Origin of the sequence: Alteromonas sp. RW2A1 (assembly GCF_001886475.1) — a bacterium.
In the GTDB taxonomy this organism is placed as follows: Bacteria; Pseudomonadota; Gammaproteobacteria; order Enterobacterales; family Alteromonadaceae; genus Alteromonas; species Alteromonas hispanica.
In genome coordinates this window covers 3927313-3942923 of record NZ_CP018031.1, presented here as the reverse complement: position 1 = coordinate 3942923, position 15611 = coordinate 3927313, and the positions used below count along the sequence as shown (strand labels likewise).

Genomic DNA, 15611 nt, shown 5'->3' with positions numbered 1-15611 from the left:
CCTTGGCATGGTAGTGAGTTGTTCTTTTACTTTTGGCGAAGCAAATTATAACTCTTTACCATGCTGTTCAAAAACTAATCACGAAAGATCAACACGCCTTAGCGTGTTCGCCGCAGATTAGACTAAATGTCGATTCTTAAACGATTTTTGAAATTAAAGTGGGGGCTGACCATATACATTCGCTGACATTATCTTGTAGCTTGGTTACACTACGCTAAGAATATTTTATGTTTGCATAATAAAGGAATTGTATGGCGTTCTCAGTGGTTATTCTGGCGGCGGGCAAAGGCACCCGTATGAAATCTTTCCTTCCAAAGGTGCTGCACAAGGTAGGCGGTGTGCCTATGGTGCAGCGCATAATAAATTCGGTTAAATCACTGGGTTCAGATAGCATTCACCTTGTTTACGGCCACGGTGGCGATTTACTTCAACAAACAATTGTTGAAGATAACCTTAATTGGTGTCTTCAGTCTGAACAGCTAGGCACGGGCCATGCGGTGCAACAGGCAGTTCCCCATATTAAAGACGACGAAGACGTATTAATTCTGGTTGGCGATGCCCCGCTTATCACTGAGCAAACGCTAGAAGCCTTAAAAACTGTGAAAGCTAGCTGCGACCTAGCATTGTTAACCGTTGAGCTAGATGACCCAACGGGCATGGGAAGAATTGTTAGAGAAAATGACAATATTACCCAAATAGTGGAACACAAAGACGCAAGCGACGAGCAAAGAGCGATAAAAGAAATCAACACCGGCATGATGATGATGTCGGGCGCCGATCTTAAGCGCTGGTTAGGTAATTTAAGTAACAATAATGCGCAAGGCGAATACTATCTTACCGATGTTATCGCCATGGCGGCTGCCGAAGGCAAGCGCATACAGTCTGCTCAGCCTTCATCGCCTGTGGAAGTGGAAGGCGTTAACAATCGCATTCAGCTTTCTCATTTAGAGCGTGCACTTCAAGCACGTCAGGCGCAGCAACTGATGACTGATGGTGTAACGCTTTTAGATCCGGCACGGTTTGACTTACGCGGTAAATTGCAAAACGGTAACGACGTTGTTATAGACGTTAACGTTATTGTTGAAGGCAACGTAACCCTTGGAAACAATGTTGTTATTGGTGCAAATTGTATTCTGCGCAACTGCCATATAGCAGATAACGCTGTTATTGAGGCCAACTCAATTATTGAAGAAGCGACGGTTGGCGAAGCCTGCGTAGTTGGGCCTTATGCGCGCCTGCGCCCCGGTGCCGTAATGCACAAAAACGCCAAAGTTGGCAACTTTGTAGAAATGAAAAAGACAGTATTAGGTGAAGGCGCAAAAGCGAATCACCTGACATATTTAGGCGATACCGAGGTAGGTGCTAATGCCAACATAGGCGCAGGCACCATTACCTGCAATTACGACGGTTTGAATAAGTCGAAAACCGTCATTGGTGAGAACGCATTTATTGGTTCTAACTCATCCCTTGTAGCGCCTGTAAGTGTTGGCGATAACGCAACAGTAGGCGCCGGCTCAGTAATTACTTCAACGGTAGACGATAGTGCCCTCGCTGTTGCCCGCGGTAAACAGCGCAACATAGCCAACTGGCCACGCCCCACCAAAAAATAAAATAAAGGGGGTCAGATCCAAATTAAATTCTAGTTATTGATTTAATTGACTTTATTTGGATCTGACCCCCTTTATTAACCCACTTTTGTTGTTAAGGTATTGTCATGATCGCTACGTTATTAGTTGGTTTCGGCTTTTCAGCTAAAACCTTTCATTTGCCTTTTCTGGAATACCTCTCAGATTTCACTGTTACCGCTGTAGTGTCTTCCAAGCCTGATGATGTTAATCGCGCATTACCTAATGCAATAATGTATGCCTCACTAGAAGAAGCGTTTGATAGTCAAAAATTTGATTTAGTGGTTATCACTACGCCAAATCACCTTCATAGTTCGCAAGCTTTCTTGGCGCTTACACACGGCTGTCATGTATTGGTTGAAAAGCCGTTTACGCTTAGCACGAAAGATGCAGAACAATTGGTCTCTTTAGCCAATAAGAAAAATAAGCGATTGTGCGTGTTTCACAACCGGCGCTTCGATGGTGATTTTCTTACCTTAAAGCAACTGATGGAAGAAGGTAGGCTTGGCAAGATTAAGCGTTTTGAAAGTCGTTTCGATCGTTTTCGACCTGTGCCCCGAAATCGTTGGCGAGAGAATGCCGGGCCGGGAAGCGGTATCTTTTGGGATTTAGGTCCTCACTTAATCGACCAAGCGCTTCAGCTTTTTGGCAAGCCTAAAGCGGTATCTGCCAATGTATTAATTCTTCGTGATGGCGGGCAATCTGACGATACGTTTGATATCACTCTTCATTATTCTGACAAAGTGGTAACCCTAGGCAGTTCAGCATTTCAAGCTGGCGCAACGCTGCGTTTCGATTTACAGGGAACGAAAGCAAGCTACCGCAAGTTTTACCTCGACCCTCAAGAAGACCAGCTCAGGCAGAATATGCGTTTAGATAGCGAAAGCTGGGCTGTTACTTCTGCTGCCGAGCATGGAATATTGGCGAATGAAGGTCAAGCCGAGGTAATTCAAACTTGCCGGGGACAGTACATTTTGTTCTTCGAGCAACTTGCTTATGCCATTAACAAGCAAGGCCCTTTGCCAGCTGATGCCGAAAGTGTTGTTGAGGTTATTCATATAATCGAAACGGCTATACAGGCGAGCGTAGAAGAGAGAAAGCTGCCGATTAATTAAACGAAACACTTGAATGAAGTTTCAAAATACCTTACGCTTCTTTCAAATTGAAGTGTTCTCCTTTCGTTTTGAAAGTTTTGGCGCGTTTTGTAGCTTTATATTTTAATCTCATTTTCAAATAGAGTTTCGCTGAGCTGAAAACAAAATTCATGGCTTTAAACGGTTCAATTGAAAGCAGCTCAATTTAATCCGGCTCTTATTAAAACCGGCTCTTACTAAAAGAAGTGTAGTAAATTGAAAAATAGTAATTCGGTTAAGTTAAGGCGACAGCGCATAGTGGAATGGGTGAACGAGCACGGTCATACGCGCGTTGAGACACTTGCCATGCAGTTTAAAGCTTCTGAAGTTACGATTCGAAAAGACCTTTCTGAACTTGCCGCAGAAGGTTCACTCATTAGACAGTTTGGCGGTGCAGTACCCTCTACATCTAATACCGCGCAAAGTGATTCAAACTCTACAAAAGTTGCTTTTTCAGCGAATGCCTTCCCATCTACCCTTGTTACCAGCGAACTCGTTAACACTATCGGAAAATATGCTGCAAATTTAGTGAAGTCTGGCAGCAAATTAGTTATCGATTGCGGTACAACAACATCTTCAATACTTCCTCATCTGTCAGCCATTAATGATTTAGTAGTAATGACAAACACGCTATCAACAGCCAACTTTTTAACCCAGGGTGATAAAGAACCTACCGTGCTAATGGTGGGTGGGACCTGGGATCCATTGTCGCAGTCTTTTCAGGGCTCGATGGCTGAACAGCTAGTTAGTGCCTATAGTTTCGATATTGCGTTTATTGGCGCTGCTGGTATTGATGTTGAAAGAGGTACAACAACGTTTAACGAGCTAACTGGGGTGACCCGAGCCATGGCGAACGCTGCAGACAAGGTAGTGGTGATGGCCAGCGCAAAAAAATTATCCCATAAAATGCCCAACCTGGAATTGGGCTGGAACCAAATTTCTGTTCTGATCACAGATGAAAATATTAGTGCTCAGGATAAAACGAACATTGAAAATCAAGGCGTGACGGTAATAGTCGCCACGCAAGACGGAGAATAAACATGTGTGGAATTGTTGGCGCTGTTGCCGAACGTAATGTAGTAGAAATTCTGCTAGAAGGATTAAAGCGCCTTGAATATCGCGGGTATGATTCAGCCGGTGTGGCGTTACTGCAAACCGATGGCAACTTAACTCGTATTCGTCGTACCGGTAAAGTTCAAGAATTAGCCGACGCCGTTGCCAATGGCGAAGCCCTAGGCAGTACTGGTATTGCACACACGCGCTGGGCCACCCATGGTGGTGTAACAGAGGCCAATGCTCACCCTCACTTTTCTAGCGAACGGGTTGCAGTAGTACACAACGGTATTATTGAAAACTACGTGAGCTTGCGCAATCAGCTTTCTGAAAAAGGGTATCGCTTTACTAGCGATACCGACACAGAAACCATTGCCCATACGGTACATGAAGAGCTTAAAACCGGAAAAACCTTGTTAAACGCAGTGCAAAGCGCGGTAAACACCTTCCATGGTGCTTACGGCACAGTGATTATGGACAAAGAAGATCCTAGCCGCGTGGTAGTAGCACGCTCGGGAAGCCCTCTTGTTATTGGGCTTGGCCTAGGTGAAAACTTTATCGCTTCCGACCAAATGGCGCTTCTGCCGGTTACCCGTCGCTTTATCTTTTTAGAAGAGGGTGACGTAGCCGAGATTACCCGTCGCGATGTAAAGATTTTCGATAAAGACGGTAACGCTGTAGAGCGCGAGATTGTTGAATCTAACGTAGAACACGATGCGGGTGACAAAGCAGGTTACCGCCATTACATGCTTAAAGAAATTCACGAGCAACCTACGGTTGTGCGCAATGCACTACAGAATCGTATCGATGAAAATGGGCTAGTTGCCGATGTATTTGGCAAAGACGCTGACGATATTTTGAGCAAAGTAAAACATGTTCAAATTATTGCCTGCGGTACCAGCTATCACGCTGGTATGACCGCTCGCTATTGGCTAGAGCAATACGCCAATGTGTCTTGTAACGTAGAAATTGCCTCTGAATTTCGCTATCGCAGGTCGGTAGTGCATCCAAATAGCCTGCTAATTACTATCTCTCAGTCGGGCGAGACTGCCGATACACTGGCAGCACTGCGTTTAGCAAAAGAGCTTGGCTATATGTCTAGCCTCACTATTTGTAATGTACCTGGCTCATCCTTAGTTCGAGAGTCTGACTTAGCCTTTATGACCCGCGCTGGCGCCGAAATAGGCGTGGCGTCCACAAAGGCATTTACTACACAATTAACGGCCTTCCTAATGCTTACCCTTGCGCTTGGCAAAGAAAACGGAATGCTTGATACAGACCAAAAAGCAATTGTTTCAGCGCTTCACAGCCTACCGGCTAAACTTGAAGAGACTCTTGCTATTACCAGCGGTATAGAAGATTTAGCCGAAGAATTTGCCGATAAAAACCACAGCCTGTTTTTAGGTCGTGGCGATCAATATCCTATTGCCATGGAAGGTGCGTTAAAGCTAAAGGAAATTTCGTACATTCATGCAGAGGCTTATGCATCAGGGGAGTTAAAGCACGGTCCGCTAGCGCTTATCGATGACGAAATGCCGGTAATTGTGGTTGCACCAAACAATGAGTTGCTAGAAAAGCTTAAATCGAACGTAGAAGAAGTGCGTGCTCGCGGCGGTATAATGTATGTATTTGCCGATAAAGACGCTGCCTTTGAAGGTGATGAGTCTATGCGGGTTATAAACGTACCTCACTGCGAAGGACCAATAGCCCCGATTATCTACACATTGCCTTTACAGCTGCTTTCATATTATGTTGCGTTAATAAAGGGAACAGATGTGGATCAGCCTCGTAATTTAGCGAAATCGGTTACGGTTGAATAACACTGTTATTAAAATGGAATTGACGTGATAAAAGTCGATAACATTGCGAATTAAATTCTTAAGCCGTTTGTAAGCGACTGAGGACCACCTATTGTTGTACCACATTTTAGGTACCATAAGCGCCGTCGCTTTTTTGCTGACGTGGTACGGGTTAGCAAAGCAAATAATCAGCATAGAAAAGCTGCGTAGCAGCAATTTACCACCTACAAAAAGCTTGTCGACAAATCAGTTCGCTTCAAGCTTTTTGGCATTTTATTCCAACTTTATTTTCGGTATTGCAATCGAGCCCCTTAGCCATTATTTGGTATGGACGCGATTCGGCGCAATTCTCCTAGTGTTGGTTATACTTTTTCAGATATGGCGAGACAGGCGCTCGTTATCTACAGGCTTTATATTTAGTTTTTGTGCTGTTGCCGTAGTGGTAGGTGTCTGTTCTATCGGTTTTCGGCCTTATCCTGGCCTAGCAAAGCTCGGTGCTACCACCCTGATGCTTATCGTCACAGCGTTGCTGGTTCAGGGAACCCTACATCAGCTCTTTGTGATTAGGCGTAGCCAAGTGATAGGCGCACTTTCGCCGGCCTTGTTTCAAAGCATTTTGATTAAAGACGTAACCACTTTGGCATTTGCGTTCACTATGCCTTTTGCCATAGCCTGGCCACTTATATTGTTAAATGGTGCGAGCGTGATCACACGTGGTTGTTTGCTAATTCAAATGGTAGTAATAACAAACAAGTCACAACTTTAGCTTTAACTTATTGCTCGCTTCCCACTTGCTTTTAGTTATTTAAAAGCTGAGCTATATACCAATATTTCCCATTCCCGCAGTTCCTCGAGCAATACGTTTCTTGCTGTTTTAGCAGGGCATCTTCAAATCTGAGAGTGTTGGTTAAAAAGTATTCCCTGTCTAATTGATGAAGATCAACGTAATTGGCGTGGTTCATAGGTTTAATATGATTGAACTTAGTCTATCTTGTATAGATGTAAAACAGCCGTATGACGATGCGCAACCATACAGGTGTATATAGCTGTCGCGCCCTCACGCAACAAAGCGGAGATGCAAATGAGCAAGCACACTGTAGCGGTTGATATACAGCAATTATGTGACCAAACCGTAGTATTGATTTTAGCGGGTGGCCAAGGAACGCGTTTATTTGAGTTAACTGAGTCTATTGCAAAACCAGGCCTAGACTTTGGTGGTCACTATCGAATTATCGATTTTCCACTGTCGAACTGTGTGAACTCTGGCCTGAAGAAAATAGGAGTGATGACGCAATATAAGTCTAGAAACTTGGTTCATCATCTTATCCAAGGGTGGGCTAGATTTAATCAAGAGTTCGGACATTCGTTTGAGGTATTGCCTGCGTCTCAGCAATTCCCATCCGATTGGTATTTAGGTACTGCGGATGCGTTGTATCAGAACAAAGACTTCATTCGCGATTCTGGTGCTAAATATGTGATGGTGTTGGCGGGTGATCATATCTACAAAATGGATTATCGCTTAATGCTTCGTCAGCACGTATCGCAGGGTAGCGACCTCAGCGTTGCATGTATTGAAGTGCCTATTGCGGAAGCGGCTGGTCAATTTGGCGTTATGAATGTTGATAAGAGCGACAGGGTCACCTCTTTTGAAGAAAAGCCATTGTCACCCGAAGTGCTAGAAGACAGACCAGGTTATACCCTTGCGTCTATGGGAAACTATATTTTTGATACCGAATTTCTACTCGAACAGCTAACAACCGATGCACAAAGCAGCACCTCAGAGCATGACTTTGGTAAAAACATTATCCCTTCAGTACTAAACAACTTTTTCGTTCAAGCATACCGATTCAAAGATATTCAGGGCGCTCAAGATCCTTACTGGCGTGATGTAGGCACTATCGACTCTTATTGGTTAGCTAATATGGCGCTGCTTGATAGCGAAAATAAAATTGATTTGTATGATAAGCATTGGCCCATTTGGTGTGAGCAAGCGTCTCTGCCCCCTGCTAAGTTTACAGGCAGTAATTGTGCTGCAAGAACGGTTAGTGACTCATTAATTTCCAACGGTTGTATAGTAGGAATAAGTAAAATCACAAAGTCGCTTTTATTCACTGGCGCTAGCGTATCGCATGAGGTTAATGTAGAAAAATGTATCGTGTTACCCCATGCGCATATTGCTGAGCATTGCAAACTGTATCGCGTGATCGTAGCGCATAATTGCCGCATTCCTGCACATTTTGAAGCGGGATTCGACCATAACTACGACCGAGAACGCGGATTAAGAGTGAGTCCTCATGGCGTTGTACTCATTACGCAGTCTATGCTAGATAAAGTGGCTCGCTCGGAGAAATCTAAGAAAAGGTTGTTATCAACTTCTGCAGTTTCATCAGGTAAAGCCGCGTATTTTAATGGTAATTAATACAAACCACAGAAGCCAAGTTTGATTTGTCGTCTAAACTTACTCTATGCAACTGGTTGTAATAAACTTATGATAAGAATTAAATTTTTAAGCATTTTGTGCAAATAGGTTTTCCAACATGGCAATAGCATTACGCATTCTTTTTGTTGCGATATTTGTCAGCCTATCTTTCATGGCACCGGCGAAAGAAAAAATCGACATCGCAATAGTAGAAACCTTACCCGTTCCTATCGTTACCGAGTCGAGAAAGGCATTTGAGACTGAGTTGCAGCGCATTCTGCCAAATAAAGATATTCAATTTCGCGTTTTCAATGCTGAAGGCTCGGTAGAGCAAGCGAAGACGTTCCTTTCTGATGAGTTGTCTTCCTCACCCGCCGACCTTATTGTCACGGTTGCTACTTTAGCCACTCGCGCGGTTGTTAATTCAAATGAAGTACTTACCACTCCAAAATTGTTTATGGCGGTCAGCGAGCCTGTCACAGAGGGCATTGTTCCTGCGTTTGGCGCAGTGAGCAAGCGCAATATTACCGGTGAGTCTCATGTGGTTGATGCCGATATAAAGCTTGAGATGCTCGAAGGTGTACTCAAAGCGTCCAACCCAAATAAGATATTTAGAATAGGGTTAATACATTCAACATATCCCTCTTCTTACAATGCGGTAAACAGCTTACTAGCCCTTCAAAAGCGCTATAAAAATATTGTTTTTGTTCCAATTCAAACGCCCTATGTGCCGGGTGAGGCTGGGTTAGAGCTTATGAAGGAAGATGTGATTACCACGTTAAAAAGTGAGTATGAATCTCTCGATGGTTATTGGCTATCTGCAGGTCCTCTTATTGAAACACATCACCTCATTGGAGCGATCAAAAAGCACACGGGTTTATTGCCACTGTTTGCTGAAAGCGTTGACGCTGTGAAGCAAGGCGCACTCATTGGTATAGTGTCACAACCTCAAGATATTGGTAAGTCTGCCGCTAATACTGCAAAGCAACTTTTAGCACAGGGCTCTTCTGCTACCTTTCCAGTAGAAAAAATAGAAAACTTTACCGTAGCAGTGAATGTATCTACTGCTATAAAACTGCAGCTTCCTATACCTTCCTACTACCTGAAACTATCTGAACAGCACGTTTATCAGTAGGGTATAGCAAAGAGTTGATATGAGAATAAAATCAAAATTATTAGCCATATATATACCAATTCTACTTATTGGAATGGCACTGACTGGATACTGGGCTTACCTTACCGCCTATGATTCAGTGCGAGAGCGCGAGTATCAATTGCTCACTCAAACACTGGCTCTTAATGTCATGGAAATTGTGGAAGATAGGCGAGAGTTACTCATGAATTCTGGCCTGGAAAACGTGCCTGTTTTTCGTAACGCGTATCAAAATGAAGTTTTCGAAGAGCTAAATTCACTGCATCAAAGAACGGGTAGACACTTTGTTATCAGTGATGAAAGCACGCGGGATATTCTTTTTTCTACCTTTGAAAAGAAAATGATTCCAGACACCGGCAACGGTGGTATCGCTAATATGGGCGACATTAAATTAGCCTTTGGAGAGTCTCAATTTAATGGGCAGGATATTCTATTTGCTTGTACCACTTTTTCAGCGTGGAACTGGAAGCTCACCGCTGTTCAACCTGCTGACGAGCTTCAGGCGTCGCTCTCTAAAATAGCTTGGTTAACTTGTTTGGTCACTTTGCTCGCGGTAGCCCTTGTAGGTCTATTGATGGGAAGAGTGACGCAATATTTTGTTATTGCCCCTATTCAAAAAATAAGTGGGGCGGCCAGTAGAATTGCTATCGACCACAATCAGGTTCACATAAATGTAGAGCAAAACGACGAACTTGGAAGTTTGGCTAGAGATGTAGAGGCTATGTCTGCGGAAATTGCCGAATATGTAGAGCAAGCACAACAGGCTAATCGTGCTAAAACCGACTTTCTTGCAGTTATGAGCCACGAAATAAGAACGCCTCTTAATGGGATACAAGGTCTTGCTACCCTCCTTCTCGACACATCGTTAGACGATAAACAGCGTAAATATGCTTCAGATTTAAAGTCCTCAGCCGCTATTCTGACCAATGTAATTAATGACGTTTTAGATCTTTCAAAAATAGAGTCTGGTATGTCAGACCTAGATGTGGCCGAGTTTAACCTTGATGACATGCTCAATGATTTGATTACGTTGCTTGGCACCAATGCCAGTGCAAATGGAACTCGACTCGTTTATTCGAGTAAAAACTTAGACAATGTTTTGGTTACCAGCGACATCACGAAATTGCGTCAAATTGTCATAAATTTAGTGAGTAATGCCATTAAGTTCACTCGTGAGGGTACGGTAAAAATTACGGCTAAGCTAAATGCTCCATCGGGTGAGAAGCCTGAGGAAAACAAGCTGGTTATCTCTGTAAAAGATACGGGCATAGGAATAGAGAAAGAGCGGCTTTCTCACATTTTTGAGAAATTCACTCAGTCCGACTCGTCAATTACTCGCCTCTATGGCGGCACGGGCTTGGGTTTGGCCATTGCCAAACAACTGGCCGAGCTTTTAGGTGGCGATATTAAGGTAATGAGTAAGCTAGGCGAGGGGGCTAGCTTCACTGTAACCGCCATAGTAAAAAGTCGCTCCCAGGTAGATACCAATGGCAATGCATTAGTTGACGAAGAAACAGGGAACAAATCACTGCGTCAGGGATTAAACGTACTGTTAGCTGAAGACAATGCGATAAATGCCGTAGTAGCAAAAGCGTTATTGGAGCAACTGCATTGTAATGTTATTCATGTTGAGAACGGCATGCTGGCAGTGTCGCGGGTTGAGGAAGGTGGAATAGATATGGTGTTCATGGATGTGCACATGCCGGTAATGGATGGTATTGAAGCGACCCGACGAATAAGAAAGTTAGGGAAGCCATTTAACATTACGCCTATCGTTGGCTTAACCGCTGAGGCTTTTCAAGAACGCCATGTTGCATTTAGAGAAGCCGGTATGAACGATATTGTAACTAAGCCCATAACGCTGGATGGGCTGCGCAATAGTTTGCAAACGCTGAACCTTTAGCAAACTATGTCTAATACTCCTTTCTGGGCTAATATTAAGGCGTGTAATACCACAGCGGAGGCGAGTTTTTTTGCCAATATCTTCTTTGCCAATCACTAAAGCAAAAGACCTCATTCGTCTGCGTGTCGCTCTTGTTATCGGCGCACTTATTGTTGCTAGCTTTATGGTGGCAGATTTTCTGTTACTACCTAGTACCATGCACAGCCTTTATACGTACGACCGGCTGTTTATTCAAATCCCCATTATATTTGCCGTTGTTTTGCTGTCTTTCTGGCGACGATTTGAGTATTACCGAGCTTTTATATTCACTGCTTTACTGGTTCTGCTTACTTACTCAAACTATTGGTTGATTCTGTTATGTTGGCAGGAATTTCAGTTCGCTTTTCCTTATGAAGGTACAATTTTATATGCGTTCTACTGCGTTTTTGCACTAGGCATTCCCTTTCGTTTTGCGATCACAAGTGCAGTAATAAATATTGCTGGTTTTATCGTTTTAATGTGGCTGGCACCCGCTTATGGTGACCGTATGCCAATATCTATTGGGTTTGTTGCTGCTTCACTGTTTACGTGTTCCTACGCAAAATACCGTCTCGATAGCAGCCTTTCACTGCTGAAAAAAACCAATGATCGCTTAACCAAACTGAGCAAATTCGACCCCTTAACAGAATTACTGAATAGGCGTGCTTTACGTAATCAAAGCGAAAGTTTGCTAGCGTACGCCAGGCGTCACAATGTGTCTTTAGCTGTGTTGATGTTAGATTTAGACGATTTCAAAAAATACAACGATAAGTTTGGTCATCAACAGGGTGATGAAGTCATACGGCAACAAGCCTCAATATTGAAAAATATTTTCAAGCGTGAGACTGATATTGTCGGCCGTTATGGCGGGGAAGAATTCGTCGTGGTATTGAGTGATGTTGACGATAAACAGCTAGTCCAGATTTGTGAAAATTTACTCAAAGATTGGAAGGAGGAAAATGTCCCTCATGCACCAAGTGCGGTAAATGCTTGTATGAGTTGCTCTATTGGTGCGGTTATGACGAAAAAGCCTAATGACATCACCATAGATGGGCTAATTGATATTGCAGATAAAGCGCTCTATACCGCAAAAGACAAGGGAAAGGCCCGCTTCGAAATCGCTCAAATGTAAAGGCACTGCATTTCTTCTAATTCACCATGCGGTTTTGTTTATAAAATCGGCGAAAATGCGGTTAACTTTATGTAAAAAACGGTAAAAATGCGTAAATCGCGTTAACCTACATTGAACAATGATACTCCTGTACGCAGAATGCGCGCTGCAATTTTTTCTTCACATGAGTATTTTATGAAGCAACAGCTTTCTCTTCGTGCATCAGTATGTCTTGCACTTACTACCTTGGCTTCTTCTTCTGCCCTATCAGCCGGCTTTCAAGTTAACGAACACAGTGCAAACGGGCTAGGCCGCGCTATGGCAGGCCAAGCAGCAACACCAGAAAACGCCTCTATTCTTGCCACTAACCCGGCAGCCATTGGTGTGTTTAAACAGTCTCAATTTAGCACCTCGGTTAGCGTTATTGCTCCTAGCGTAGATGTGAGTGGCAATGTGAGCTATGCCGCAGGTGGGCAGCCTGTCGGGGCAACTGAATCCTCTGACAGCGACATTGCCGATACCGCAATAGTACCTAGCGTATTTTATACCTCTCCTATAAACGACAAATGGTCTGCAGGTGTTGGCCTATTCACAACCTACGGCTTGCGATCAGATTATAGCGATGATTTTGAGGCTCTTCATTTTGCTGATACGGCAGAAGTAAGGTCTATCACTCTTAATCCAGCGGTGTCCTATAAACTGAACGATAACCTGATGTTGGGATTAGGGCTTAATGCTACTTTCGCCGATGCTGAAATTAGCTCAGCTATTTCTAATAGCCTGTCGCCAATATTGAGCGGTGCACTACAAACACAAGTTCCGGCTAACACCTCCATTTTTAAACTAGAGGGAGAAGACTGGGGATTTGGTTGGAATGTTGGTGCGCTTTGGCAGCCAACAGATGCCACTAACATTGCTTTATCGTATCGTGCAGAAACAGAGTTAACGTTGAGCGGTGACGTGAGTTCACAAATCACTGCTGAATTAAATCAGCCAGGGAGCCTAGATCTAAACTTAGCGGCAATTACTGAGCTAGCGGTAAATCAAAGACTAGACAGCCAATGGTCGGTGCAAGCGAGTTTAACATTCACCGATTGGAGCACGTTTGAAAAGTTAGAAGCTAACTTAAATGACGGCTCAGACTTCCTCATAAAGCAAGAAAACTTCGACGATTCGCTGCGCGCTTCAGTGGGCGTAACCTATATACTAAGCGATGAGCTTACGCTTCGTGCGGGCTATGCTTATGATGATGGAGTGGTAACCGTTGAAAACCGTTCACTGAGTATTCCAGATACTGACCGTCACTGGGTATCGGGTGGTTTCACCTACTCATTTAACGACGATATGTCGATAGATGGCGCCTATGTGTATATCAACGGAAGAGAAGCGGACATTGATAAAACTCGTGCTTTGAACGAGCAAGGTACGCTTACTTCTACGTTTGCTGGCAGCCAGTCTGCAACCGCACATATATTCAGTGTTCAATTCAACTCTCGCTTCTAAAATACTGTCACTTTAGCTAACAGCGTATTATCCAAACTGCCGCATTTGCGGCAGTTTGTTTATGGGCTGTTTACAGAGTGTATTAAGAGTGTGAATTGTGTTGATAAAGGGTTTTTTTAGCCAATTAAAGTGTTAGCGTAGAGGACTTGAATAATCATAACTGACGTTTTTAGCTAATGAAAAACTACACCATTATTGTTCTTTTAGCATTTAGCGCTTTGTTGCTCACAGGCTGCACATCTCATAGTCACTCTGTGCAATCAGCTGTCTATGGGCCTAGAGTATTTGATGAACCCTCGTTTACCGCTATTACTGTTGCATACGCGCCTGAAATGAAGGGAATACTCAATCGTATAGAACAAGATCCCAACGCCAGTATACACACTACTCTCAAAATCAAAGGTATTACTTATCGTTTGGGTACTTACCACAACGAACCCATTTTAGTGTTTGCTACTGGGATGAGTATTGCGAATGCTGCACTATCGATGCAAATGGCATTAGATTACTTCCCAGTAAAGCAAGTAGTTTATATGGGCATTGCCGGGGCGATAAACCCTAAATGGCAGCCTGGGGATGTTATTGTACCTGCTCGCTGGTATTATCATGATGAGAGTGTTTACACTAACCAAGATCCGAATAACGAGGGTGAGTATATTCTTCCAGAATATTACGAAGCTTTCGTAGAAGAACAAACAGTTCGACGCGCAAAAGATCCTCATTTACCTAATTATAAGCCCTTCCATTTTATTCATCCCGATGAAGTGCTAATTGTGAAAGAAGGTATGGATAAACCACAAGATACGGCTTATTTTACTGCTTCGCCGCGGCTTCTTGATGCAGCAAAACAAGCCATGTCTACCCTGCCCACACAGCGTGTATTGGGTGAGCGCGATGCAGATCTGCATGTGGGTGGCAACGGTGTAACAGGCTCAGTATTTTTAGATAATCGGGAATATCGCAAATGGACTCGCGAAGTGTTTAATGCAGAAGTGACTGAAATGGAGTCTGCTGCCATCGGTCAGGTCTGCACTATAAATGATGTAGATTGGGTTATCGTTCGCGCTATAAGTGACTTAGCCGGTGGTCAAGAGGGAGTTAATGTAGAGAGCAAATACGACACCGAAGTTTCTCGTATAGGCGCTAATGTGCTGTTCTCCATATTAGATACACTGTCAGAGCAAGAATAAGTACCTGCCTGCAGGCAAGGTAAGCTTTTTAAACGACTTACCTTGCTGGGCTCACAGGCCGCTGCAAAAGTGTACAGCAAAGATCAACACGCCCTAGTATTGCGCCTATCGCTACATGACCCTGGGCTAGAAGGTTAGCGTATCGTTCTCACCATATTAATAGTGGTTGTAGCCAGTTTCACTTCAACCAAAAATACAATAAGTGCGCTTATCAAGAACATCATGGCAAGGATAAACAGCACCACTATCGGTGTTTTTAAATCTACAATCTAAAGTGAACCTGCGAACAGCGCCATAATAACAGAGCACACCAGCAAACCGGAGGCTACACATAGCCCAATGGCCCAGTTAATAACCTTAACTCGCCGCCACAATACTTTTATTTCGCGCTTAGACCTATCAACGATATGTGGGTCTGAAAGCGTATGAATTTGTCGTTCTGCAACACGGACCCTATCTGAAATTCGCCCTAGTCGCGACGACATCACGTTTAAAAAACCTGCTATACCCGTAAGTAAGAAAACAGGGGCTACAGCAAACTCTATAAGCTGTGACAGGCTGGGTATGAGTGTGTCCAATGAATTCCTCCAAATTGGCCGAGCAATTTTCTAAGTTGTGGATATTTGATGATTAATAGTCAGAAGATACCACGAGTTACTCCCAAGCGTTGGTCCTACCTTACTTTTATGTGCTTTTAGCGCAAT

At 43.7% G+C, this 15611-nt stretch carries 11 protein-coding genes and 1 pseudogene; 11 read left to right on the top strand and 1 reads right to left on the bottom strand.

Features of this window, described 5'->3' with window-relative positions; genetic code table 11:
• Nucleotides 1-251 precede the first annotated feature (251 nt).
• From glmU to BM528_RS17305, 11 genes are all read left to right on the top strand, one after another.
• Complete coding sequence (glmU, locus tag BM528_RS17355) at nucleotides 252-1610, top strand: bifunctional UDP-N-acetylglucosamine diphosphorylase/glucosamine-1-phosphate N-acetyltransferase GlmU (RefSeq protein WP_071980916.1); 1359 nt, start codon at nucleotides 252-254, stop codon at nucleotides 1608-1610.
• Between the two features lie 104 nt (nucleotides 1611-1714).
• Nucleotides 1715-2740 (top strand): Gfo/Idh/MocA family oxidoreductase, encoded by a 1026-nt coding sequence (locus BM528_RS17350; protein WP_071980915.1) that lies wholly within the window; start codon nucleotides 1715-1717, stop codon nucleotides 2738-2740.
• 234 nt (nucleotides 2741-2974) lie between these two features.
• Nucleotides 2975-3796 (top strand): DeoR/GlpR family DNA-binding transcription regulator, encoded by an 822-nt coding sequence (locus tag BM528_RS17345; protein ID WP_071980914.1) that lies wholly within the window; start codon nucleotides 2975-2977, stop codon nucleotides 3794-3796.
• Between the two features lie 2 nt (nucleotides 3797-3798).
• On the top strand, nucleotides 3799-5631 hold the full coding sequence (gene glmS, locus BM528_RS17340; protein WP_071980913.1) for a glutamine--fructose-6-phosphate transaminase (isomerizing): 1833 nt from the start codon (nucleotides 3799-3801) through the stop codon (nucleotides 5629-5631).
• 91 nt (nucleotides 5632-5722) lie between these two features.
• Complete coding sequence (locus tag BM528_RS17335) at nucleotides 5723-6376, top strand: hypothetical protein (RefSeq protein ID WP_071980912.1); 654 nt, start codon at nucleotides 5723-5725, stop codon at nucleotides 6374-6376.
• A gap of 315 nt (nucleotides 6377-6691) precedes the next feature.
• Nucleotides 6692-8029 (top strand): glucose-1-phosphate adenylyltransferase, encoded by a 1338-nt coding sequence (gene glgC, locus BM528_RS17330; protein ID WP_071980911.1) that lies wholly within the window; start codon nucleotides 6692-6694, stop codon nucleotides 8027-8029.
• Between the two features lie 118 nt (nucleotides 8030-8147).
• Entirely contained in the window at nucleotides 8148-9164 is a 1017-nt protein-coding gene (locus BM528_RS17325) for an ABC transporter substrate-binding protein (RefSeq protein WP_071980910.1), read from the top strand.
• Nucleotides 9165-9183: 19 nt separating this feature from the next.
• Nucleotides 9184-11085 carry an ATP-binding protein gene (locus BM528_RS17320; RefSeq protein ID WP_071980909.1) on the top strand — a complete coding sequence of 634 codons (1902 nt, stop codon included), beginning with the start codon at nucleotides 9184-9186 and terminating at the stop codon, nucleotides 11083-11085.
• Nucleotides 11086-11155: 70 nt separating this feature from the next.
• Nucleotides 11156-12235 carry a GGDEF domain-containing protein gene (locus BM528_RS17315; protein ID WP_232230521.1) on the top strand — a complete coding sequence of 360 codons (1080 nt, stop codon included), beginning with the start codon at nucleotides 11156-11158 and terminating at the stop codon, nucleotides 12233-12235.
• A gap of 174 nt (nucleotides 12236-12409) precedes the next feature.
• On the top strand, nucleotides 12410-13717 hold the full coding sequence (locus BM528_RS17310; RefSeq protein WP_071981389.1) for an OmpP1/FadL family transporter: 1308 nt from the start codon (nucleotides 12410-12412) through the stop codon (nucleotides 13715-13717).
• A 176-nt stretch (nucleotides 13718-13893) separates the two neighbouring features.
• Nucleotides 13894-14907 (top strand): 5'-methylthioadenosine/S-adenosylhomocysteine nucleosidase family protein, encoded by a 1014-nt coding sequence (locus tag BM528_RS17305; protein ID WP_071980908.1) that lies wholly within the window; start codon nucleotides 13894-13896, stop codon nucleotides 14905-14907.
• Nucleotides 14908-15041: 134 nt separating this feature from the next.
• On the opposite strand, the pseudogene BM528_RS17300 reads toward BM528_RS17305, so the two are convergent.
• Nucleotides 15042-15485, bottom strand: a pseudogene (locus BM528_RS17300) (DUF2721 domain-containing protein).
• Nucleotides 15486-15611: the final 126 nt, after the last annotated feature.